The sequence below is a fragment of the Azospirillum terrae genome (assembly GCF_053470425.1).
Map to the genome: position 1 here is coordinate 22413 of NZ_JBPXMR010000012.1, position 21270 is coordinate 43682.

The 21270-nt window shown below is 70.0% G+C and carries 21 protein-coding genes; 10 read left to right on the plus strand and 11 right to left on the minus strand.

What is annotated here, in order from left to right:
- Positions 1 to 5: 5 nt before the first annotated feature.
- Genes ACSVDD_RS23460 through ACSVDD_RS23475 form a run of 4 tightly spaced genes read right to left on the minus strand, consistent with a single transcriptional unit; the run spans position 6 to position 4594 of the window.
- Positions 6 to 767, minus strand: a complete 762-nt coding sequence (locus tag ACSVDD_RS23460) for a GNAT family N-acetyltransferase (RefSeq protein ID WP_448191827.1) — start codon at positions 765 to 767, stop codon at positions 6 to 8.
- Positions 764 to 1795 carry an ABC transporter substrate-binding protein gene (locus ACSVDD_RS23465; RefSeq protein WP_448191828.1) on the minus strand — a complete coding sequence of 344 codons (1032 nt, stop codon included), beginning with the start codon at positions 1793 to 1795 and terminating at the stop codon, positions 764 to 766. The genes ACSVDD_RS23460 and ACSVDD_RS23465 overlap by 4 nt, the downstream gene beginning before the upstream one ends.
- Position 1796: 1 nt before the next feature.
- The gene (locus ACSVDD_RS23470; RefSeq protein WP_448191829.1) at positions 1797 to 3875 is read right to left on the minus strand and encodes an MFS transporter; all 2079 of its coding nucleotides are present in this window, start codon (positions 3873 to 3875) and stop codon (positions 1797 to 1799) included.
- Positions 3875 to 4594, minus strand: a complete 720-nt coding sequence (locus ACSVDD_RS23475) for a hypothetical protein (RefSeq protein ID WP_448191830.1) — start codon at positions 4592 to 4594, stop codon at positions 3875 to 3877. Before ACSVDD_RS23475 ends, ACSVDD_RS23470 begins: the two co-directional genes overlap by 1 nt.
- A gap of 194 nt (positions 4595 to 4788) precedes the next feature.
- On the opposite strand from ACSVDD_RS23475, the gene ACSVDD_RS23480 reads away from it, so the two are divergent.
- Together ACSVDD_RS23480 and ACSVDD_RS23485 are read left to right on the plus strand one after the other, a co-directional pair.
- Positions 4789 to 5211 (plus strand): ATP-binding protein, encoded by a 423-nt coding sequence (locus ACSVDD_RS23480; protein ID WP_448191831.1) that lies wholly within the window; start codon positions 4789 to 4791, stop codon positions 5209 to 5211.
- Positions 5208 to 6206, plus strand: coding sequence for a hypothetical protein (locus tag ACSVDD_RS23485; RefSeq protein WP_448191832.1), 999 nt, complete (start codon positions 5208 to 5210; stop codon positions 6204 to 6206). The genes ACSVDD_RS23480 and ACSVDD_RS23485 overlap by 4 nt, the downstream gene beginning before the upstream one ends.
- Here the strand turns inward: ACSVDD_RS23485 and ACSVDD_RS23490 are convergent.
- Genes ACSVDD_RS23490 through ACSVDD_RS23500 form a run of 3 tightly spaced genes read right to left on the minus strand, consistent with a single transcriptional unit; the run spans position 6203 to position 10993 of the window.
- A complete protein-coding gene (locus ACSVDD_RS23490; protein ID WP_448191833.1) occupies positions 6203 to 7678 on the minus strand; it encodes a mechanosensitive ion channel family protein in 1476 nt (491 codons plus the stop codon). The two genes, ACSVDD_RS23485 and ACSVDD_RS23490, sit on opposite strands and share 4 nt — an antisense overlap.
- Positions 7639 to 9633: a HAMP domain-containing methyl-accepting chemotaxis protein gene (locus ACSVDD_RS23495; protein ID WP_448191834.1), complete on the minus strand. Its 1995-nt coding sequence runs from the start codon at positions 9631 to 9633 to the stop codon at positions 7639 to 7641. The genes ACSVDD_RS23490 and ACSVDD_RS23495 overlap by 40 nt, the downstream gene beginning before the upstream one ends.
- Positions 9634 to 9670: 37 nt before the next feature.
- A complete protein-coding gene (locus ACSVDD_RS23500; RefSeq protein WP_448191835.1) occupies positions 9671 to 10993 on the minus strand; it encodes a chemotaxis protein CheW in 1323 nt (440 codons plus the stop codon).
- A gap of 288 nt (positions 10994 to 11281) precedes the next feature.
- On the opposite strand from ACSVDD_RS23500, the gene ACSVDD_RS23505 reads away from it, so the two are divergent.
- Both ACSVDD_RS23505 and ACSVDD_RS23510 read left to right on the plus strand, forming a co-directional pair.
- Entirely contained in the window at positions 11282 to 11710 is a 429-nt protein-coding gene (locus ACSVDD_RS23505; RefSeq protein ID WP_448191836.1) for a hypothetical protein, read from the plus strand.
- 44 nt (positions 11711 to 11754) lie between these two features.
- Positions 11755 to 12438: a hypothetical protein gene (locus ACSVDD_RS23510; protein ID WP_448191837.1), complete on the plus strand. Its 684-nt coding sequence runs from the start codon at positions 11755 to 11757 to the stop codon at positions 12436 to 12438.
- A gap of 15 nt (positions 12439 to 12453) precedes the next feature.
- Here ACSVDD_RS23510 and ACSVDD_RS23515 read toward each other — a convergent pair whose 3' ends face one another.
- Together ACSVDD_RS23515 and ACSVDD_RS23520 are read right to left on the minus strand one after the other, a co-directional pair.
- Complete coding sequence (locus ACSVDD_RS23515) at positions 12454 to 12858, minus strand: DUF6524 family protein (RefSeq protein ID WP_448191838.1); 405 nt, start codon at positions 12856 to 12858, stop codon at positions 12454 to 12456.
- 37 nt (positions 12859 to 12895) lie between these two features.
- Positions 12896 to 13300, minus strand: coding sequence for a DUF6524 family protein (locus tag ACSVDD_RS23520; RefSeq protein ID WP_448191839.1), 405 nt, complete (start codon positions 13298 to 13300; stop codon positions 12896 to 12898).
- A 203-nt stretch (positions 13301 to 13503) separates the two neighbouring features.
- Here ACSVDD_RS23520 and ACSVDD_RS23525 point away from each other — a divergent pair, with 203 nt between their 5' ends.
- The 4 genes from ACSVDD_RS23525 to ACSVDD_RS23540 all read left to right on the plus strand — a co-directional run bounded on the left by ACSVDD_RS23525 (position 13504) and on the right by ACSVDD_RS23540 (position 17917).
- Positions 13504 to 14637, plus strand: coding sequence for a hypothetical protein (locus ACSVDD_RS23525; protein WP_448191840.1), 1134 nt, complete (start codon positions 13504 to 13506; stop codon positions 14635 to 14637).
- Positions 14634 to 16181, plus strand: a complete 1548-nt coding sequence (locus ACSVDD_RS23530) for an ATP-binding cassette domain-containing protein (RefSeq protein ID WP_448191841.1) — start codon at positions 14634 to 14636, stop codon at positions 16179 to 16181. The genes ACSVDD_RS23525 and ACSVDD_RS23530 overlap by 4 nt, the downstream gene beginning before the upstream one ends.
- 94 nt (positions 16182 to 16275) lie before the next feature.
- Complete coding sequence (locus tag ACSVDD_RS23535) at positions 16276 to 17154, plus strand: COG4223 family protein (protein WP_448191842.1); 879 nt, start codon at positions 16276 to 16278, stop codon at positions 17152 to 17154.
- Between the two features lie 7 nt (positions 17155 to 17161).
- A complete protein-coding gene (locus ACSVDD_RS23540) occupies positions 17162 to 17917 on the plus strand; it encodes an MlaA family lipoprotein (RefSeq protein ID WP_448191843.1) in 756 nt (251 codons plus the stop codon).
- Here the strand turns inward: ACSVDD_RS23540 and ACSVDD_RS23545 are convergent.
- Positions 17907 to 18704, minus strand: coding sequence for an SH3 domain-containing protein (locus tag ACSVDD_RS23545; RefSeq protein ID WP_448191844.1), 798 nt, complete (start codon positions 18702 to 18704; stop codon positions 17907 to 17909). The two genes, ACSVDD_RS23540 and ACSVDD_RS23545, sit on opposite strands and share 11 nt — an antisense overlap.
- Before the next feature lie 261 nt (positions 18705 to 18965).
- Between ACSVDD_RS23545 and ACSVDD_RS23550 the strand changes: the two genes are divergently transcribed.
- Together ACSVDD_RS23550 and ACSVDD_RS23555 are read left to right on the plus strand one after the other, a co-directional pair.
- The gene (locus tag ACSVDD_RS23550; protein ID WP_448191845.1) at positions 18966 to 19364 is read left to right on the plus strand and encodes a hypothetical protein; all 399 of its coding nucleotides are present in this window, start codon (positions 18966 to 18968) and stop codon (positions 19362 to 19364) included.
- Positions 19365 to 19432: 68 nt separating this feature from the next.
- Positions 19433 to 19765: a hypothetical protein gene (locus tag ACSVDD_RS23555; RefSeq protein WP_448191846.1), complete on the plus strand. Its 333-nt coding sequence runs from the start codon at positions 19433 to 19435 to the stop codon at positions 19763 to 19765.
- 45 nt (positions 19766 to 19810) lie between these two features.
- Here the strand turns inward: ACSVDD_RS23555 and ACSVDD_RS23560 are convergent, their stop codons facing one another.
- The gene (locus ACSVDD_RS23560; RefSeq protein ID WP_448191847.1) at positions 19811 to 21103 is read right to left on the minus strand and encodes a hypothetical protein; all 1293 of its coding nucleotides are present in this window, start codon (positions 21101 to 21103) and stop codon (positions 19811 to 19813) included.
- Positions 21104 to 21270: the final 167 nt, after the last annotated feature.

Consider the following 21270-nt stretch of genomic DNA (forward strand, 5'->3'; position numbering starts at 1 on the left):
GCCCCTCAGGCCAACGCCGCTTCGACGGGGCGCCGTTCCGCCTGCCGGGCACGCCCGCACAGCGCGAACCAGCACCCCTCCACGCAGACCCGCGCCCACACCTGCTGTCCGCCGTCGAACACGTCCAGGCGCGCGCCCAGTTCCTCCACCGGCACCAGCGTCGCCGTCGCCGTATCGAGGACAGGCGAGGCCAGCGCGTCGCGGTGGACGAGCAGCCGGATCAGATCCCCGCCGACCCGGACGAGGCGCACCGGGTACAGTCCGTGGCTTGCCAGATGGCCCCAGCTGCAATGGTTGCGCGGGCTGACCGTGGTCAGCACGTGCCGCCGTCCCAACGCCATGGCGGCGGCGAGGCGCCAGACGATCAGCCGGTGGTGCAACCCCCGCCCGCGCGCCGCCGGGTCGACCATGGCGGACGCCATGTGCGCGACCAGCGGCAGGGAATCCTCCGGCAGCGGCAGGTCGCGTCCGCGGTTGGGATCGTCCGGTCCCGGCAGGCCGAGCGCGCCGTAGGCCACCATCGCATCGCCCTGGAAGATGCCGGCGGTGATGCCGCGGCGGCCGAGATGGTCGGCGACGAAGTCGCCCACCTCACCCGCCATTCGGTAGTGGTCGGGATCGAGCAGGGTCTCGACGACGCGGCGCCGGAAACCGGTCAGCAGATCCGCGTCGCCGACGGTGAGCAGGCGCGCGGTCAGGCCGTCGGGCAAGTCCGCGGGAAGGCCGGCAATCAGGTCGGCAGGCAAGCCAGGGGCGAGGGCGTTCATGACTCGACCACTTCCGCGAAATTCAGCAGGCCGATGGGCGGGTAGACTTCCAGCGCCCGGGCCGTCGCCATGTTGATGATGACCGAGAAGCGCTTCAGCGTTTCCACCGGGATGACCGCGGGGCTGGTCCCGTCGAGCAGGATCTGCGCCGCCTTGAACGCGGTGAAGCGGCCGATGCCGTAGGCGCTGCTGGCCAGCGCCAGCATCGCCTTGTCGGTGCGCACGATCAGCTCGGTCACCGAGAAGGTTGGCAGGCGGTGGCGCAAAGCCTCCGCGGCGACGACGGTACGGTTCTGGAAGGCGATGAAGGTGTCGGGCCCGATGTACAGGATCTCCGCCCCGCGCCGGGCCACGCGGGCGACCAGATCCGGCACCGCGTCCGACGACGGTCGGCCGCCGCCGTCGGTCGGCACCGGCTCCTCGATCAGCTCCAGGCCGCGCGACGCGGCTTCTGCCCGCAGACCCTCGATGGTCAGCACCGAGTTGCGCTCTTGCGGGTTGAAGACCACGCCGATCCGGCGGATCGGCCGGTAGGCGAGGATGGTGTTGAGCTGCACGGCGATCGGCGCGATGTGCACGGTGCCGGTCACGTTGCGGCCCGGCCGCGCCGGGTCGGCGACGATTCCGGCGTCCACGGGGGCGGCGACGAAGGTGAACACCACCGGGATGTCGGTGATGTGCCGCTTCGGGTCGGCCGCGTCGTAGGGGCCGACGAGGGCGCGTGTCTGCGGCGTGCCCCAGCTGTAGATAAGGTCCGGCCGGGTGTCGCGGATCTCCTGCATGATGTCCGGCATCTTTGCGGTGTCGCCGCCGGTGTCGCGGATCGTGTACTCCGCCCGGATACCGCGCCGGGCCAGATAGTCCTGGAAGCCCAGCTCATTCTCGCTGACCCCGCGGCCGAGCACCATGGTGATGCGGAAAATCCGGTCCGGCACCGCGGCCAATACGGAGCTGGGAAGCGATGCCCCGGCTGCGGCGGCCAGTTTCAAAAGGGTGCGCCGGTCCAGGTGGCGGGCGTCGAAGGTCATGTCAGGCTTCCTGCGGACGAAGGGCCGGCACCGTCCGGGCGGTGCGGAAGAAGAACCAGAACACCAGCGCGCTGACCCCGCAGAGCATGCCGATGCCGAACATCGCGTCGCGATAGGAGGAGGCGACCGCCATCGCCATTGCCAGCACCGGACCGGCAGCACCACCCAGCCGCTCGATCAGCCGGTACCAGCCGATGGCCGCCGTCTCCGGCAATCCGCCGTCGCGGGCGATCTGCGAGACCAGCGTCAGCTGCGGGGCGCCGATCAGCGCCTGCGCCATGCCGAACAGCGCGATGGCCAGCGGCGGCGCCCACAGCGTGTGCGGCGCCAGCATGGGCAGGCAGCTCACCGCCGTGCCGAGGCCGCCGAGCGTGATGAACCCGCGCCGTGCCTGCCAGCGGTCCGACAGCGTCGCGGCCACCGGCGAGACCAGGATGAAGGCGAGAAAGTACATCATCTGCACCCGCCCGATCTCGGCCTTGCTGGCGCCGTCGGCGGTCAGCAGCAGCGGTATCAGGCAGAACAGGAAGGCCGTCGAGGCGATCTTGGTCGGCACCGCGCTCAGCACCATCAGCGCGGCAAAGCGCGCGTCGCGGAACAGCAGCCGCGCGGAGCCCGGCGCCAGCGGCTGGTCGGTGACCGGGGTCGGCGCCCGGAACAGCAGGAGCGCCACCATCAGCCCCGCGGCCAGCGCCAGCACGGCCCCGGTCAGGAAGGTGGCGCGGAACCCCACCTGATCGGCGATGATGCCGCCGCTGACGGGCCCGCACACCCCGGCCGCCAGCAGCGCGCCGATGAACATGGCCATGCCGCTGGCCCGGTTGCGCGGGGTGGTGTGATCGACGACGATCCCCTGCGCGGTGATCAGCACCAGCCCGTAGCCGAGTGCCGTCAGGCACCGCCACGCCAGCAGGTCGTACAGCGTCGCCGCGAAGGCGGTCATGGCGAGGCTGATCGAGCCGATCAGGGCGCCGGCCAGGAACACCCGCGCCCGCCCCCAGCGCTCCGAGAAGCGCGCACCGCTCGGTTGCGACAGCGCCCAGATCAGCATGAACAGGGTGATCGGCAGGCTGACCACCAGCTCGGGGGTCAGCCAAGGCGCCGATGGGCCGAAGGATTGCGCGTACGCCGGCAGGAAGGGCCGCGACAGCTCTTCCGACAGGCAGAAGAGGAAGACCGGCAGGCGCAGGAAGACCAGATTGAACGGCGGCGGCGTGGCCGGGCCCCCCGGCGTGCGAAACCGGAAGCGCGACGCCAGGGCGGCCAGCCCCTCCCGTGCCCGCACCACTCGCGGATGGCCGGTGCCGAGCGTTCGTGTCAGCTCCGCCACGCGCGCCGTCAGCGTCGCATGGCGCTCATTGACGCCGTCGAGGACGCGCGCGACGGCCATGCTGCCGGCGTCCTTCGGCGGCACCGTGCGGAAGTCGCCCTCTTCGGCCCGTTCGGCCAGCAGGCGCAGGGCGATCGGCCGGCGCAGGGCGACGTTCACCACCAGCAGCAGCACCTCGAAGACCAGCAGGACCGCCACCAGCACCACCGCCAGCATGTCGAGCATCAGGTCGGTGGACGCCTTGGCGAGGAACGCCGAATCGATGCCGACGTGCAGCCGGCCGGCCACCGTTCCGGCCTCGCTCCCGCCCACACCCAGCGGGCGGGCGTTGTCGATGAAGCCCTTGACCAGCCGGCTGTCGTCCGGCCCGGCCAGCCGCCACGGCTCCACCTGCGCCACGCCCCGCAACGGCTTGCCGTCCGCCGCCAGGACGCGGCCACCGGTTCCGGTGATGGCGATGTAGGCGATCTCGCGGTGGCGCCCCGCCTCGTCGTGGAACAGCGCGTCCAGGCCGGGCATGCGGTCGAGCGGGATGCCGGCGGCGAGGCCGCGGTTGACCTGGGTCGCCAGCAGATCGCCCACCGTGTCGGCCTTGCGCGCCAGCTCCCCCTGGAAGAGTGGGTTGAAGCGGTCCAGCGCCAGCCACGCCGCCATCCCCGCGGCGGCCAGCAGAACCGCCACGGTGGCCGCCGTCAGCCGGAAGACCAGGGCGCGGATCGGGTCGCGCGCCATCATAAGGACGCCGGCCATCACGACGCCCCCAGGTCGCGCCGCAGCGCGGTCAATTCCCGTTCGGCATCGCGCACGCTGTGTTCGAGGCGCCATTGGACGGCTCGGCTCAGCGCGTCCTGACCAGCTGCGTCCCCCAGGCGTCCGCTGCGCCAGACGATGGCGAACACCATCGCCAGCGTGACCGCCGCGGTGCCGGCGACAAGCAATTGCGTGACGCTCGCCAGACCGGTGGCGGCCTCGGCGGCGCGGGCGCGCAAGCCGGTCAGGGAGGAGCGCAGCAGCACCTGGCCGACGGTCTGACCGAAGCTGTTGCGGATCGTGGCGCCGAGGATCATCCGGTCGCCGTCCACGCGCTGCCGGATGGCGCCGGGGGCCGCGGCCATGCCGGGCGTCCACGTGATGGCCGATGGATGGCCCACCGCCGCCCGTTCGGCGGCGAACAGGACGACCGCGTCCTCGTCCACCACCTGCACATCCAGGACCTCCTCCAGGCCGGCGGTGCGTTCGACGAGCCCCTGGACATCGGCCAGCTCGGCGAGGTCGAGCCCCAGCGTCAGCCCGTATTCGACCTTACGCCGCACCTCGTCCACCATGACCGACAGGCGAGACCCGGTGACGTCGCGCAGCGTGCGGTCGAATTTCGCCTCCGCCAGGGCGACCGACAGCAGGACGGCCACGGCGACCGTCGCGGCGATCACCGCCCCGGTCCTCAGCGCCAGTGCGCTCCCCGTGATCATTCCCGCCTCTCTCCGCCCGGTCGTCCAAATATGCATTAGAGGATACATGAAACCATGTCATGTCGAGCAGCCGATAGAGAGACGGAGTGCATTCGGATGCGCAAAGCCGCGGAAACGAGGGCTTGAGCTTCGCCCCGAACCCGCCGATCATCGAGCGCGCGCCGGCAGGGAACGCCGACAGGGAACAATGGTGAATGGGCAAGCGGCTCGAAGTGGTCCTGACCAACGACGTCGCCGAGTTGCATCGGCTGGCGAGCGAGGTGGACGCCTTCGTCGAAAGCCACGGCTTGCCCATGGCGGTCGCCTTCCGGCTGAACCTCTGCTTCGACGAGCTGATCACCAACACGGTGTCCTACGGCTATCCCGGCGGCGGCGCGCACGCGATTCGGGTCCGGCTGGAGGCCGATGGCCGGGAGATCCACGCCGAAGTGGAGGATGACGCCACCGCCTACGATCCCTTCTCCGAGGCGCCGCCGCCCGATCTGAGCGCCGATGTGGAGACGCGGCGGGTCGGCGGCCTGGGCGTTTTCCTGGTCAGGCAATCGGTCGACCGGGCAACCTATCGCCGCGCCGATGGCCGCAACCTCGTACGGTTGACCATCTCGGTGCCGCCATGATGAACCGGGCCGAATCAGCGCAGGCGCTCACCCCGGCCGAGGCGGTGGCCGTGATCCGCGACATCGACCGCACCGGCGGCCAGTACGTCGAACGGGTGACCGCGACGTCGCGGGTGCTCTGCCGCCACCTCCTGGATGTCATGGCCGACCCGGCCGTCGCCCCGCCCGACGCCATCGCCACGGCGGACGCGCTGGGCCGGCTTGCCCGCGCGTGCGGCCGGCCGGGCACCGCGCTGCACGCTGCCGTGGACGAGGTCGCGCAGACTCTCGCGGCGCGGGCCTGCGAATCGACCGATCACCTGCGCCGCCTGCTCGACACACGGGACTTTCCCGACTTGCAGACCATCTCCCTGGACGTGCTGCGCATCGAAGGGGTGCGCTGGGTGCTGGAGATCCTCGACCGCCGGGCCGCGCTGAAGATGGTGTCGGAGCACTCCCGCCGCCTGAGCCGGGTGACGCTGAAGCGCTCCGGCGAGACGATCGGCACCTTCATCGGCAAGCCGGACCTGCTGGCGCTCTACGACAACATGGCCGTGGTGTCGCAGGTCGACGACCTGCTGACGGTGTCCACCCGCCTGCTGGACGCCCTGAGGGACGGCGACGAGGAGCGCACGGCGTTCGTCGCCCCCTATGATGAAGAGGCGTTGCGCGCGTTCGGCGCGGTGCTGATCGACCTGTCCACGCTGCTGTGGAAGATCGCCATGAAGTCGGTGGGGCGCCGGGACGTGTCGGCGTCCGTGTTCGGGGCGACACTCCACCAGCTCGGCGCCCTCCACGCGTTCTCCAGCCGCCTTGGCGCCGGCAAGCCGCCGGAGTTCTCACGGCTGGAGCAGAGCCTTCGCCGGGAGGCCATCCCCCTCGCCGAAAAAGTCTTCACGCTGGCATCCGCCGCTCCGCCCCCGGCTGACGAGGCGGTGGACCCGATCTGGACTCAGGCGCGCGCCATGGGCGCCCTGCTGACCATCATGGGCCTGGACCGGCCCGCGAAGGCTTAACCCGACGGCGCGGTGATGCGGAGCCCTGCGGTGCGGCGGATGTGCGCCAGAACGTCGGCGGCAAGGTCGGCCTCGTCGGCGAAGCTCTTGCGTCCGCGCAGCTCGCTCATGAACTGGGCGGCGACCTGTCGGCTCAGTTGCTCGGCGCCTTGCGGGCGTTGCGAGACCATGGCGCGGACGGCGTCCATGCTCACCTCGATGAGCAGGACTCCGGTCCGACACCGAACGGTGTCCGCATAGGGCGTGCCCTGGAACAGCGAGGCGGCGCCGATCACGCTGCCGGGGCCGGCGTCGCGGGCCGCCTCGGCTTGGGCTCCGCGGCTGCGGCCCGCCGCCACGCTGACCAGCCCTTCGACGACGACGTACAGCGCCGCTGCCGCCTCGCCGGCCTGGACCAGCGTGATGCCCGCCGGCATCCGGCGCAGCCGGGCGTTCTCGGCCAGCACCTGAACGTCCTCCACCGGCATCCCCTTCAGCAGGTCGGTCGCCGCCAGGGACCGCGCCATCAGCGGCGCGTCGATGTCGCGCCACGCCGTCGTGGCGGGATCGCCGGCGGCGCGCTCGCCCTTCGGCCACGCGGGCCGCAGGCCGGCGGCCTGCAAATGATCCAGCGCCTTGTGCAGGATCGCGCTGCGGGCACGGAAGCGCAGCTCCACCCGCGGGTTGAAGAAGATGGCGTATTCGACGCCGTCCAGCGTGATGGCGCGCACCCGCACGTAGGGCGGTGGGGCGCTTGGCGGCGCGAAGGCGGGCGAAGCTTCCATGGCCGCCGCCTCCAGGATGCGCAGGACGCGCTCGGGCGGGACCATGGCGTCCATGACCACCGTGGTCATGAACTCCAGGAACGGCTCCGGCCTGGAGTGGTTGGTGATGGTCGAGGCGGCGACGCGGCTGTTGGGAATGACGACGATGTTGCAGAAATCGTCGCGCAGCCGCGTGCTACGCCAGCTGATTTCCTCGACGCGGCCCTCGATGGTCTGGTCGCCGGTGCGGTGCAGCCGCACGTGGTCGCCGATGCGGACCGGCCGGTCGAGGTTGAGCGCCAAGCCGCTGCAAATGTCCAGCAACGGCTCGCGCAACGCCATGCCGAGCACCACGCTGAGCACGCCGGACGCCGCCCACATCACCGTCAGGTCCTGCTTGAACACGTAGCCGGCAATGCCGGCGAAGGCGATGCCGAAGATCACCAGACCCGAAAGCTGGACGAGCAGGCGCGGCACCGGCGCGCCCAGCGCCGAGGCGACCAGCCCGTCGAACACCACCAGCTGCACCAGCCGGTAGGCGAACTGCGCGAGGAACAGGATCAGCCCGATGCTGAGCGCGTAGCCCAGCACCCGCATAGCCGTCTCCAGCGCCTCGACCCCGGCCGTCTGGTAGGCGCTGCCGGCGAAGTACAGCGCCCCGCCGAGCAGGACGCTGCCGGCAAGCGGCGTCAGGAGTTTGCTGAGTTTGCGTAGGAAAGCGGAGGACATGCGGCGCGCGGCTCCGATGAGACGAGAACGAAACGGCTGACGTGATCGCGGGCGCGGTGGACCATGCGCGCCAGCTCTTCCATGGTGGCGCTGATCTCCTCCGCGGCACTGGCGTTGGCCTGACTGCCGAGCCGCAGCGCCGAGAGCCGTTCGTGCAGGTCCTTGACGGCCCCCGCCTGCTGGCTCATGGCGGCGGAGATCGCCTGCACTGTGCCGCCGCTGTCGCGGGCGGCCTCGGCGATGCGTTCGATGGCGACGCGGGCCTCGGCCGTGGTGCCGACGCCCTGGTGCACGGTCTGCGTGGACTCGGCTATGATCTGCTCGATGTCGTGCGCGGCGATGGCCGCCTCTTCGGCGAGGCGGCCGATCTGCTGCGCGACGATGCCGAAGCCCAAGCCCTCGTCGCCCGCCCGCGCCGCCTCGATGCCGGCGTTCAGCGACAGGATGTGCGTCTTGTCGGCGATGCGGGTGATCTTCCCGGTGATCTGCTCGATGCGGCTGTGGGTGAGCGCGATGCGCTCCACCGCCTCGGCAAGGCGGACGAGCTGCACCCGCCCGTCCTCGGCGAAGGAACTGGTCTTGCCGGCCAGATCGCTGCCGCGCGCGGCGTTGCTGGCGATGGTGTCCACCGACGCCGCGGTCTCGCCGACGCTCACAGCGACGGCGTTCAGCGTCGTCAGCTGCCGTGACGATTCGTCCGCGACCTGCCGGGCGGCGGCGGAGGTCTGGGTCACCGCGACGGCGATCTGGTCGGTGTTCTCGGCGATGGCGCCGATCAGCGCGCGCAGCTGCTCGATGGCCTGATTGGTGTGGCCCTTGAGCACCGCGAAATCGCCCTGGTAGCTGCCGGCGACCGAGCGGCTGAGGTCGCCCCGCGCCATGGCGGCGGTCACCGCGCCCAGTTCGTTCAGCAGGCTGACCATCGACTCCAGGCTGCGGTTCAAGTTGGCCTTGAGCGCGCGCAGATCGCCTTCGTACGCCCCCTCCATGCGCCCGCGCAGATCGCCGGCGGCCAGCAGCTGCATGACCTCCACCACTTCGAACAGCGGCTTGGTCATGCCCTCGATCAGCTCGTTCATGCCGTTGACCAGGATGGCGTACTCGCCGGTATGGCCGAGCGCCTCGACGCGCGTGGACAGCGCGCCCGCGTTGGCCGCCTCGACCAGTTCGGCGAGGTCGCTGGCCAGCGCGCGCACCGCCATGCATGTCGCCTCGACGGAGCGGGCCATCTGGCCGATGTCGTCGCGCCGGTCAGTGGCGAGGGCCACCGGCGTGAAATCGCCCGCGGCCAGCCGGTTCAGACTTCCGGTCATGATGGCGATGGGGCGCCCGATGGCGCCGTCCACTATCCACAGGCACACGCCGCCGAAGATCAGCACGACCACAAGGCTGGCGCCGAGGATGGCCCGGCTGCGGCTGGTGATGTCGGCGGAGTCCGCGTTCACCGCCTTGGCCTGCGCCGCCGCCAACTGGACGAGTTCTCCAAGGTCTTTGGAGAAGGCATCGAACAGCGCGCCCGAGTTCCTGATCAGTACAACGGCTTCGTCGTTGCTGTTGCGCTGCGACAGCATGAGCATCTCATCGCTGTTCTTCAGGTAAGCGGCGTAACCACGGGCGAACGCGTCGTAATATTTGCGCTCCTCCGGGGTGTCGATCAGCGGCTCGTAGCGTGCGCGCCACGTGGCGATATCCTCCTTGAGGCGCGCCATGGTGGCCTCGTGCTGCCGCATGTCGGCTGCACTGGTGGTCAACACATGCTGCATCTCGGCACCGCGGTAGTCGCTGGTATCGAGGTTGATGGCGTAGGTCGCCTGCACGCTGGCCAGGACATCGTTGGTGATCTTGTCGCTGTGCGCCGACACCACCGAAAGCACGAAAAAGACGGCGGCGCCGAAAGCGACGAAGATGCCGATGAGAAAGCCGAAGGCCAGCCGCAGTTTTGTCTTGATGGTCATGGTCGGCTACTGCCCTATTGTGATCCGGGTGGCGCTGTCATGTATCGAGAGTGGCCCAGCCCTGGCGCGCGGCGGCCAGATGCCGCAGCAAATCCTTGGGCAGGGGGAGAACGGGGGCGCCGTGGCGCAGGCGGAACAGCCAATGCGCATCGGTCTGGTCGCGGCAGACCGCGTCGAACAGCGCGGCGCCCATGGGAGGAAGCGGCTCCACCATCTGCCACGGCGACGGCGGTGCGGTGAGCGCCAGCACGCGGTCGAAGGAGAGCAGCGCGGCCCCGCCGCCCAGCCGGACACGGACGAAGGTGCCCGCCATTGGCCGCGCCCGGCAGCCGAGCGCCACCGCGGCATCGAACACCGGGATGGCTCCAGGCGTACGGTGCGCCGATGGGCGCAGGCCGGGATCGAGGACGCGCTCGACACAGTCGAGCGGCAGCGCCACGCGGAGGTCGCCGGCCAGCGCGGTGACGACCGTCTCGTGGCCGAAGACCGGTGCCGCCCGGCACCGGGCAGGGGAGGGCGGTGCCGCCGGCACAGGCCAGCCGAACAGCCCGCCCGCGTCCAGCACCCGAATCGGTTCAGCGCCAGCGCGGTTGAGCCAGCGCTGCGTCTCGCCGGCCGGCAGCGTCACCGTCGCGATGCGCTCCGCGTCGCACGGCTCCAGGCCGAGGACGCGGTCCACCATCAGCGCCGCGCCGGCATCGTCGTCGCCCCGCAACACGACCGCCCAGCGATTCTCGCCACCCGCCACGCCCGGCAGGCTGTCGGCAAGCCGGCGGGCGGGCAGCAGCGCGTCATCGATGCGCACCAGTGCCAGCGTCCCGTCATCCCGCAACGCCTGAGTCGCATCGACCTTGCCGACGCGCTCGATTCGGTCGACGGGCAGGGCGACGCTGGTTCCGCCGCTGGCGACCATCAGCAGAGTCACCGGCGCTGCGGGCGACGCCTCGCGGAGAACGGGCCGGCCAGTCCGTGCGCCGCCGCGCGCCCAAGGGAGCAGGGTGTCGATGGCGAGCCGCGGCGCCGCCGTGTCGCGCGTCACCGCGTCGACGCGCAACGCGATTCCGCCCTCGCCGACCGCGACCACCACCAGGGCGCCGCCCGGCCGCCGGTCGTGGACCGGGGCGCCAAGGGCCGCCGCCAGATCCACTTGGACGAACGCGCGGCCTTCGATGGTGACGAGTCCCTCGACGGGTGCCGGCGTGTGCGGCAGAGGTTCCGGTTTGGCGGCCGATTCAGCGATGCACAGGATGTCCGCCGCCGGCACGGCCCACAGCACGCCGCCCGCCCGTACCGTCAGCCGGTCGGGATTCGTGGCACTCCGCGGCGTTGCCGGTGATTCGTCGCTCCCTGCGGCGTCCATGACCGGGGGCATGCTCCCGAAGGGGTAACCTCTTCGACTGTACGCTGCTTTGGGTGGAAGTTGAAGCTGGCCGTAGGCCGGTAACGGCCGCGCGCAAGCTGTTCCTCGGTATTGCCCGTCCACTCTGGGGCAGCGCCTGTGGCAACGCGCCGTGTCGCGAGGTGTGTTCTTGACTTTATCCTATTGGATTACCCTTAATGGAGCGGAATTCCCGCCGCCGTTGTGTCGGGGTGTGGTTGCGGCCGGGTTTGCCGCAGGCTGTCTCTGGTTTCTAAGTCAGGATCCGCAATGGCTGATATCGAAGATCCGCGCCGCAAGTTTGCCGACCTGGTCAAGCTGAATGGACTGGCGAGCAAGTTCATCGACCGCGAGAGCGAGCGCCGCATCCTGGAGGAGGGCGTCATCCGGTGCGGCCTGTCCCTTGACGAGGCGCGCGGTGTGATGCGGTCGGTGGCGGACGACAACGACTACACCTTCGAGACCGAGACCGGCCGGCGGATTCGCCAAGTGCTGGACAAGCACGCCGGCAAGAAGGGAAAGGTCAGCAAGAAGCAGTTCGACCAGACGGCCGCGATCCTGCGCGATTTCTCGAACGGCGCGATTGGCGAGGCGGAGGCGCGCCGCCACGTCAAGCGCATCATGATCGAGAACGGCTGGAAGCCGCGCCGGGCCGGTCTGCTGCCGACCCAGCGCTGGTACAAGAGCGTCGAGGTCTGATCGGGGCCACGCCGGCGGATCTCGACCGATCGGGGCGGTGACCGATGGATGTCCTGGAACACCTGAGCGCCGCCCTATCCGCCGCCATCGGGCCGCTGCTCATCGTCATTCCGCTGCTGCTGTACCGCTGGGTGACGGACACCGCCGCCCACAGCGAACCCTATGGCCCGAGGCGGGTGGACAACGCGACCCTGGCGGGCCTGATCGTCGGCGTCTGCCTGATCGCCGTCACCCCTTTGCCGGGCGAGCCGCTGAGCGTCGATTCCATCTTCATGGCCGGCGGTCCCTGGGACATTCGCCTGGGGCAGTTCGGTGCCCTCGTCATCGATCGGCTGGACGCGGCACCCTGGTTCCTGATCGAGCGGCTATCGCTGGACGACGAACGGCTGAACCTGACGCTTGGCGTCGGGGTTGCCATGGCGCTGCTGCTGGTGCGCGCCGCCACCGGCTTCGCCCATCACGGCTGGCGGCTGTCGCTGCAGGAGATCGCGCTGGATCTGGTCATCACCACGCTGACCGCTGCGCTGGCGCTCTACGCCGCGGTGCTGACGCTGTGGCTGTGCAACCGGCTGAATTTCTGGCTGTTCCTGGTGGCGATCCTGATGATCCAGGAATACCGGTACAACGTCGTCGGCGTGTTCCCCAAGCACCGCCACTTCCGCCTGCCGCGCGCCCGGCTGCCGCTGGAAGCCCCGGTCCGCGCCAAGGCCACCCGGCACCACCGCTGACTCTCCCGCAACCCGTCAGGGCGGTGGGTAGAGGGTCTGCGACAGACCGGTGACGCGGCGCTTGAAGTGCGCCCAGCACAGCCCGGTGGCAAGCACGATCGACGCCAGGGACAGCATCAGATAGCTGGTCCAGAACGGCGCCTGCGCGTCGAACACGCCGATGTGGCGCAGCATCAGGTATCCGGTCAGCAGGATGGTCAACGCCATCGCGAAGCCCGGCAACCCCAGCGCCAGCCACGTGATGCGCAGGTAGATCGCGTAGATGACCAGCAGCACGGCGCCGACCGCCACCTTGAGCGACAGGCGCGTCCCGTCGTCCTCGCCGAGCCACGCCATGTAGGAATAGCCCAGCGGGTTCCAGGTGGCGAACAGCAGCAGGAAGCAGCTCAACACGCGAATGACGTAGCCGATGAACCTCACGGCTGCGGTCCCTCAGGGTAGATTTCGGACCGGATCATCAGATGACGTTCTGCGAATCGACCTGACCGGCGAGCCGGTAGCGGATCAGCGACCAGGACAGGCCGACGCCCAGCACCATCGCGACGCTGGTCAGCATCACCATGGTGAACGTCGTGGGGTCGTCGAGGTCGATCAGACCGTAGTCGGACAGCGCCCAGATGCTGGTGCCGACGATCAGGAGGACCAGCGCGACGCCGATCAGCTTCATGGACCGCCATGTCGCCTGGAGATGCGTGAACACCAGGAAGACGATGACGGCACCGACGAACAGCTTCACCGTCCAGTCCCCGCCGCCGTCCATCCGCACCCAGTGATAATAGGAGTAGGCGGACGGGTTGTAGATCCCGAACACGAGCAGGAGGGCGAACAGCAGCCGAACGACGAAACCCGCGGTCGTCATCATGATGAAGGCCTGCGCGGTGGCAAGTGAAGCGAAATCACGCGCCACCTTACCCGCTCGGGCCGGCCGAAGCCACAGCCGTGGTGCGCGATTGTTCCATCCGGCCGGGGCGGCGGGGTGACGAAGTTTCTTTACAAGGCGCGGCTGCTCACGGTGTTATCGCGCGGGGTGTCGGCGCCCCGTCACGCAAGGGATGGTTGGGTTCGGTGCGCTTCTTCAATGCCATGTTCGGGGTCATGTTCGGGCGGACGGCGGCGGTGATCGCCAGCGCCGGTCTGGCGATTCTGTTCCTGGCGGCGGGGTGGGCGACGCTGCCGACGCGGAACGCGCCGCCGACCTGGACGTACCGCCTCCAGGACCCGGTGGCCGACCCCAAGGGCGAGGCGGTGCCCGTCTTCATCATGCGCGCCGACCGCTCGACGCTGCGTGCGGGCGTTGCTCACCCGCAGGCCGATGGCCGGATCGACGTGACGCTGTTCGATCCCGGCGACCCCAGCCTGATCCAGGGCAGCGAGGCGCTGATGTTCAACGCCGACCTCCGCGTGCTGTGGCTGCTCGCTTCGAACGAGGAGCGGGCGCAGCTGTGGCGCGGCCTCGACGCCGTCGGGCGCGGGCTGCGCGACGCGGTGGACGCGGTGATGCGCTCGCCGGAGTTCGAGGATTACCGCATCGCGCTGAAGGACATCGGGCGCGAGACCATCGAAGCGGCGTGGCGCGCCCCCGGCACCAAGACTGCGTACGACGAACTGGTGCGCAGCGCCGACCCGGTGCTGCGCGAGGCGGTCGGGCGCGACCTCAAGGGCATCGTGCTGAAGCGGGCGGAGCCGATGCTCTGGGAAATGTTCTCGGCCAACATGGGCACGCTGCTCAACGTGTTCCACACGCACCAGTGGGACTTCGCGCCGGTGGAAGGTGCGATGGAGGCGATCCAGCGCGACGTGCGTGAGCGTGGCCTCGTCGAGAAGACGGCGCAGCGCATCCTGGAAAGCTGGCAGGCCAAGGCGTTCCTGCAAACCTTCGCCGGCAACGTGGTGGACGCCATGGCCCGCGACGTGCGCCTGAAGGAGGTGCTGGGTCGCCTGTTCACCGACGCGCGGCTCGGCCCCTACATGGCGCCGCTGTCGCAGCCGGCCGGCGAACTGGCGCGGCTGACGCCGTCCGTGCTGTTCGGCGTCCACCCGCACAGCGACCTCAACGCCATCGCCGCGTACATCTTCCGCAGCTTCCTCACCGGGCGGCCCGGCCAGCTCATCATCCTGATGAGCGCGCAGCACCGCGAGCAGATGCTGCGCCTCGACCGCTATTCGCCCCGCCCTCTCCTGCACAGCGTGTCGCAATGACCGGCTCCACCAACGAACTCGACATCGCCGGGCTGACCATTCACCGGCCGGGCGGTGGGCTGCTGGTCCGCGACGTCACCTTCTCCATCAAACCGGCGGAAGTCGTCCTGCTGGTCGGTCCGAGCGGCTGCGGCAAGTCGACCATCGTCAAGCTGCTGGGCGGCCTTTTGGAGACCGGGGAGGGGGGCTGGCGCGTCACCGGCCGGCTGACCTGCGGCGACCGCTCGCTGGACCTGGCCGACGAGAGCAGCCACGTCGGCGGCATCGTCTTCCAGGACCACGCGCTGTTCAACGACCTGAGCGCCCTGGAAAACCTGCGCATCGCCGCCGACCATGCCGGCAGCCCGCCGGACGCGGCGCTGGTGTCCGACGCCACGGCGCTGCTCGGCGACATCGAGCCGCGCAAGTCCATCGCGTCGTGTAGCGGCGGCCAGCGCCAGCGTCTCGCCATTGCCCGCACACTGCTGGCCAACCGCCCGGTTCTGCTGTTCGACGAGCCCAACTCCGGCCTCGACGTCAACATGGCGCGTCGCCTGGGCGAGCTGATCCGCGACCTGTGCCGCAGCATGGGCAAGCCGGCGCTGGTGGTGGCTCACCACGTCAAGGACCTGCTGCCGGTCGCCGACCGGGTGCTGCTGTTCGACACCCGCAGCCGCCGTCTGGTCGAGGTGCCGCGCGACGCCGAAATCATCGAGGCCGAACTGCTCAAGCTTGATGCCGGCGGGGGCAGCGTCGCTCCGCCACCGGCCGGGGCGACGGCGGGGTCGCAGCCGGCCCCCGCCGCCACCCGGCAGCGGCGCAACCCGTGGCCGGCGGCCATCGGCCACCGCTCGCGGGCGTATTGGTTCAGCCGCTATCTGGCCGAGTATTTCTGGGAACTGTGCGTCTCGCCGCTCATGCTCGTCTACATGGGCGCCGGGGCGCTCATCATGGGCTTCGTGTCCATGTGGTTCGGCTTCCACTACAACTCGTTCGGCGGCTATCTGAAGTCGCTGCTGCACGACGAGACGCTGGTGGGCCTCGGCCTCGTTCAGGGCACCGTGGCGGTGCCGCTGATCAGCAGCATCCTGTTCGTCGCCCGCAACAACGCCATCATCGCCGCCGACATCGGCAACCGCGTGCTGTCCTCGCAGTTCAAGGCGATGGAGAATTTGCGGATCACCGCGCGCAGCTACATCTTCTCGGCGATCCTCATCAACATGGTCGCCGGCGCGCTGATGCTGCTGGTGCTGTCGCTGGGGGTGGCGAGCTGGGCCTCGATGCAGACGTGGCACATCCAGTTCCCGCAGCAGAACTTCGAGCTGTGGCGGGGCCAGTTCTTCCAGAAGCTGATCCTCGACGGTTATCGGCCGGCGCCCTCCATGGCCTGGGTGCTGCTGAAGGTGGCGCTCAGCGCGCTCCTCGCCGGGATCGCCGCCATCGTCATCGGAGGCGGGCACAAGGAGTCCGTGCTGGAAATCAACACCGCCATCGCCCGCTCGATCATCGTCGGGGTGACGGTGACGCTGCTGGTGCATGCGGTCATTTCGGTGCTGACCCTGTAGACAACCATAAGCATTGCCTCTTTCGGCAATGCGCGTTTGCGATGTCTGGGGTATATTGCATTCGCGAGACACGAACCGCCTGCCGAGGAAACCGATGACGACCGACGTGGAAAACACTGCCAAGACGAGCCCGGCGGCCGCGACGGACATGTACGAGGATACCCCGCCGGCCCATCCGGCGCCTGCGAGCCACCGTGGGGCGCTCGTCATCGCATCGGCGGCGCTGGCTCTGGCGCTGACCTCGCCCTACTGGTCGGTGCCGGTGTACAAGGCCCTCCACCTGCGCCCCCCCGGCGTCGAGTGGCAGGCCCGGCAGGAGGTCGAGACCGGGCGGCATGGGCAATCCCTCGCCGAGTTGGACCGCCGTCTGGCGGACCTGGGCGGTGCCATCGCCAAGGCGAACGAGCAGGTGGCCGGCATCAAGGCCGCCCAAACCGCAATCGAGACCCAGGTCGGCGTCATGGCGCTGCTGCAGATCCGCGCGGCCATGCGGCGCCCGGTGCCCTTCGAGGCGGAACTGAAGCTCGTGCGGGCGCTCGGCGGCAAGTACGCTGACCTCGACCCGCTGTTCGCCGCCATCGAGCCCTACGCCGTCGAGGGCATTCCCCTCGAATCGCAGTTGCAGCTGGAATTCCCGTATGTGGCCGAGGCGGTGGCGCGCACCGGGCCACGTCCGTCCATGCTGAACTGGCTGGTCAGCTTCACCGGCTGGGCGCCGGAGCCCGCGCACCCCACCGGCGCCGATGGCAAGCCGGACCCCACCTGGAGCGTCATCGAGCACGCGCAGGCCCGCCTGGCGGACCATGATTTGCGCGGCGCCGTCGAGGACTTGGGCACGCTGGACGGCGACGCCGCCGCGGCGACGCGCTCGTGGCTCGGGCAGGCGCAGGCGCGGCTCGCCGCGAACCAAGCCATCGACCGCATCGCGGAGCATGCCGCAACCGCCATGAGCCGCGTTCCCCCGCGCTCGTAACCCTGTGATGGCTCCAGCCCGGTCAGCGCTGCCGGCCGCCCTCGCGGCGGTGTGGCTCGCCCTTACGCCGGCCGCCGCGCGGGCGCAGGCCGAAGAGCCCATGCCGCAGGCGGCATCGGAGTCGGGTGGCATCCTGGATGTCTACAGCCGCTGGGTGTTCGGCTTCAACCAGGGCTTCTACGACGGGCTCGACACCGCCAACACCTGGATCTGGGGAACGGCGCCCGCCGCCCCGCCCGATCCGGCCGCCGGGGGCGTGCGCAACGTGGTGGCGAACCTCGTCAACGAGCCGCTCACCGCCGTCAGCAGCGTGGCCATGGGCGAGTTCGGCAACGCCCTGCGGTCCGTACAGCGCTTCGGGATCAACAGCACGGCCGGCATCCTCGGCTACTACGACACCGCGTCGCAGTGGGGATACGCGCCGACGCACACCGACGTCGGCCTCAGCCTGTGCCGGGCCGGCGTCGGCGAATACGGCTATGTGGTGCTGCCCCTGGTCGGCCCGCGCACCGTCCGCGATGCCGTGGCCGACGTGATGCTGATGAACATGATGTTGTGGACGTTCACCGGTGCCGTCGTCGGCACGGGCGCCAGCGTTCAGACCATCCTTATCGCCGAGGCCATCGAGGTGGTCGCCGACGTGGCCGCGACCCGGCAGTTCGATCCCGAGGCGAAGGACATCACGTTGCGCGACTACGATGGAACGCGCGAGGCCTATCTGGCACAGCGGCGTGTCCGCTGCGCCAAAGCCACTACACCTTGACGGGCGATTTCGGTTGGGGCGGCGCCGGCGGCTTTCCCCAGGGCGTCCACCCCAGCAGCCAGTCGCGCACCGCCGTGTAGGTGGCCCACAGCCAGCCCTGTGCCTCTTCGGCGGCCGGGGCGGCCATGCTGGTCCAGCGCTTCGCCCAATCGACGAGCGGCTGCACGGAGGTCTCGACGGAATCGAGCCGCTCGCCGAGCCGGCCGAACTGGGCGCGCTGTTCGCGCATCTGTTCGGCGATCTGATCCTGCAACGCGGTCAGACGGTCGGAGAGGGGAAGCGAGTCGGCCGGTGCCGGCTTCGGCTGGACCGTGGCTTCCGAAGGCGCCTCGGCCTGCCGCTTCTGCTCGCGCTCCACCAACCCCTTCACGGTGCCGGACAGGGCTTCCAGCTCCTTGAGGTTCGGCATCTGCCGGTTGAGGTCGGCCAGAGCCGTTTCGATCTTGGTCAACTGCTCGCGCAACGCGGCGTCGGCCGGCGCGGCCACGGGTGCCGCCGTGGCTGGGGACGGCGGGGCGACGCTCCGCAGTTGCTCGGCGGCGACGAAGCCGGCCTTTCCGTCCTCCTGGACCACGGCGTACCACGGCTCCCCGGCCACCTTGCCGGTGACCCGCACCTTGGCACCCGACTCGAGCCGCCCGACGCGCGGCGCCTGGGCCGAGGGCTGCTGACGGACGTTGGTGCGGCTGGCGGTCACGAAGTCGCCGTCCAGCGGTTCCATCCGCACGGCCCCCGGCGACGAGGTCTGGGCGGCGGCGGCGGCGGCCAGGATGAGAACGGCTGTCACGGCCAGCGGCGCCGCCACGGAATCCCGGACTGGACGGAGGAAAGCGGGGAGGATCATTGCGAGGCCATTGTGTCCGTTGCGCGGCGGGGCAGCCGGAGCGACTGTGCCTCAACTGCCGAGCGCACGCCAAGCATCCTTTCATTCGGATTAGTCCAAAGTGCCGGCGCACGGGAAGGACGGAGTGATGCCGGATGCACCCTCGTCGCAGTCTCCGCGAGTCACAATGAATCCGGGGTGATTTCTGCGGCCGGGAGTTTGGCGATGGGCACCCTGGAGTTCGGGCGCGGACAGCGCCTTGCGGCGGCGGTTCTGCTCGCCGCCATGCTGGCGGGCGCGGCATCGGGATCCGCCGTTGCGGCCTCGGCGTCCGACGGCAACCGCTTTTCGCGCCTGATGGAGACCGAGATTGCCGCGCCCTCCTCCAACCCGGAAATGGCACAGCGTCAGGCGCTTGGCTGCACCCTCGTGGGCCTGGGCGTGACGGGCATCGCGGTCGCGTCGGGGGCGCTGACGGTGGGACCGGCGGCTTCCGGTTTGATCCCGGTCGGCGCGGCGATTGGCGGGATCATCACCTACTTCGGTGCCGGCTGCACCATCGGCGCCTTCCTCGCCGGCCTGTTCCCGGTGTATCCGTCGCCGGCAACCGGCATTGGCGGGTAGGCCGGGTGGCGGTTTCGCGGCAGTGGTGTTATGATGCCCGCGCTTTCACCCCGCCCGGAGGATTGTTGATGCGCACGCTGCTCCTGATGGTGCTGGCCGCTTTCCTGGCCGTCGCTCCCCTGACCGCCCGAGCCCAGACGGTGCCTGCGCCCGCGCCCGCTCCTCCGGCGGCCTCCGCCACGATCTTCGGCATGCCGCCGGCCCAGGCGCTTGTGGTCGGCATCGGCATGATCGCGGGCGGCGTCGGGGTGAGCGCGCTCGCCGACGGAGCGTTCTCGACCATCGTCGGCGCGGTGGGCGGCGCGATGATCGGCAACTGGTGGTATGCGACGCAGCCGGTGCCCGGCGTGCGCACCCCCACCCAGTTGCGCCACCAGCTATCGGCCGACGCCACCTATTGAGCGAGGCTCCGAGCCGCCCGCTTTCGGACGGCTCGGATCACGGCGCTAGCCCTTGGCGCGGCGGAACGCCACGCCGGTCAGCGTGCGCAGGGCCTGATCGGCTGCCAGCCGGCTGTTGGCCTCGGCGATCCACGCCTGCACGCCCTCGCCGAGCGGGGCTTCGAGCGCCCGCAGCTTCCAAAGCGCGCTGGACAGTTGGCCGCCGCGCATGTCGCGGGCGATGGCGTCGACGCGCTCGCTGAGCATGTCGGCACGGCTGGGCGTCGCTGCCGACCAGAAGAACAGCGATGTCGCGCGCGTGTACCAGGACGATCCGGCCGCCCTCTCCGACTCGACGATGCGGGCGAGCAGAGGGGCCAGCTGGCGCTGGAGACGGGGAAGGTTCGCCACACCCTGGGCGGCCACGCCGTTCAGCGAATCGAGCGCGGCACGGGCCTCGGGATCGTCGCCGGCAAGGGCGGACAGTGCGCTCACCTCCTCGGCGAAGGGTTCCGACATCTCCAGGGCGAACCGGATGCGGGTGACGAGCGCCAGCAGCGGTGCGCTTGCGCTCCTGGCCGCAAGGCTCACTGAACGCTCGTCGACGCCCGCGACGAGCCGGTCCACCGCGGTGAGGCGTTCCGCCAACGCCGCGAGGTCGCCGGCACCTTGGGCCTGCGCCGCGGCAAGCGCCTGCTCAGCGGCCGACAAACGCGCTCCCAATTCCCCGCCGACGCTCTTGGCCGCTGCGGCGGCCTCGCCGATACTCTGTTCGAGGGCCGCGAGCCGTTCATCGAGTCGGCTGGTCAGCGCGGCGACCCGCGCTTCCAGATCCGCCAGTTTCCGGGCTTCCGGCGACGGGCCCTGGTCCGGCAGCGGTTGGCCGAGCGCCTTGGTCAGCGTGGCCAATGTGGCTGCGTCCACGGCGGTTCCGCCCGGCGCGCCGCCAAGCGCCTGAGCGAGCGCCTCCACTCGACGGTCGAAGGCGGCGAGATCGAGCTGAACGGCGTTTTTCGGCTTCGGCGCGGCGGTTCCCGTCAGGATGCCGATCAACTCGTGCTCGCCGTAGCGCGCCGTGAGTTGCTCCGCGAGGTAGGGGCGCAGGCTCGGCCCGGCGATCGACACCCCGGCCGCCGCCAGGGCGATCAGAGCGGCGAAGGTCGCCATCCCGCCGCCACGGGCACGGCTCACGGGCGGGCGCTCCACCGGAACCGGTGCCGTTGCCGGTGATGGTGCGTGCAGGGGCGGAGCGTCGATCCGCGGCGCCGCCCGGACGGGCGCCGAGCGTTCATCCGCGTCCGCGACAGGTGTCTCGGCCTCGGCCGCTTTCGGCGCGGGATCGATCTTGGGATCGGTCATCAGAAATTCTCCGGAGCGGCAATTATCCCCCGCCTTATTTTTCCGGGCAGTCGTGGTGTGAAATCAAGGAGAAAGGGAAAAGCGAGAGCCTACGCCCGCATTTGGTGCGCCAGTGCCGTTTCGGGGAAGGTGCCTGCCTTCCAATCATTCGCTTGCATACATGAAGG

Bases quoted from the DNA above. Each gene is read 5' to 3' on its own strand.
- ACSVDD_RS23555 (WP_448191846.1), top strand. From the start codon at position 19,433: ATGCGCACGCTGCTCCTGATGGTGCTGGCCGCTTTCCTGGCCGTCGCT.
- ACSVDD_RS23485 (WP_448191832.1), top strand. From the start codon at position 5,208: ATGATGAACCGGGCCGAATCAGCGCAGGCGCTCACCCCGGCCGAGGCG.
- ACSVDD_RS23475 (WP_448191830.1), bottom strand. From the start codon at position 4,594: ATGATCACGGGGAGCGCACTGGCGCTGAGGACCGGGGCGGTGATCGCC.
- ACSVDD_RS23540 (WP_448191843.1), top strand. From the start codon at position 17,162: ATGGCTCCAGCCCGGTCAGCGCTGCCGGCCGCCCTCGCGGCGGTGTGG.
- ACSVDD_RS23510 (WP_448191837.1), top strand. From the start codon at position 11,755: ATGGATGTCCTGGAACACCTGAGCGCCGCCCTATCCGCCGCCATCGGG.
- ACSVDD_RS23500 (WP_448191835.1), bottom strand. From the start codon at position 10,993: ATGGACGCCGCAGGGAGCGACGAATCACCGGCAACGCCGCGGAGTGCC.
- ACSVDD_RS23470 (WP_448191829.1), bottom strand. From the start codon at position 3,875: ATGGCCGGCGTCCTTATGATGGCGCGCGACCCGATCCGCGCCCTGGTC.
- ACSVDD_RS23535 (WP_448191842.1), top strand. From the start codon at position 16,276: ATGACGACCGACGTGGAAAACACTGCCAAGACGAGCCCGGCGGCCGCG.
- ACSVDD_RS23490 (WP_448191833.1), bottom strand. From the start codon at position 7,678: ATGTCCTCCGCTTTCCTACGCAAACTCAGCAAACTCCTGACGCCGCTT.
- ACSVDD_RS23520 (WP_448191839.1), bottom strand. From the start codon at position 13,300: ATGATGACGACCGCGGGTTTCGTCGTTCGGCTGCTGTTCGCCCTCCTG.
- ACSVDD_RS23480 (WP_448191831.1), top strand. From the start codon at position 4,789: ATGGGCAAGCGGCTCGAAGTGGTCCTGACCAACGACGTCGCCGAGTTG.
- ACSVDD_RS23495 (WP_448191834.1), bottom strand. From the start codon at position 9,633: ATGACCATCAAGACAAAACTGCGGCTGGCCTTCGGCTTTCTCATCGGC.
- ACSVDD_RS23560 (WP_448191847.1), bottom strand. From the start codon at position 21,103: ATGACCGATCCCAAGATCGATCCCGCGCCGAAAGCGGCCGAGGCCGAG.
- ACSVDD_RS23530 (WP_448191841.1), top strand. From the start codon at position 14,634: ATGACCGGCTCCACCAACGAACTCGACATCGCCGGGCTGACCATTCAC.
- ACSVDD_RS23460 (WP_448191827.1), bottom strand. From the start codon at position 767: ATGAACGCCCTCGCCCCTGGCTTGCCTGCCGACCTGATTGCCGGCCTT.
- ACSVDD_RS23465 (WP_448191828.1), bottom strand. From the start codon at position 1,795: ATGACCTTCGACGCCCGCCACCTGGACCGGCGCACCCTTTTGAAACTG.
- ACSVDD_RS23550 (WP_448191845.1), top strand. From the start codon at position 18,966: ATGGGCACCCTGGAGTTCGGGCGCGGACAGCGCCTTGCGGCGGCGGTT.
- ACSVDD_RS23505 (WP_448191836.1), top strand. From the start codon at position 11,282: ATGGCTGATATCGAAGATCCGCGCCGCAAGTTTGCCGACCTGGTCAAG.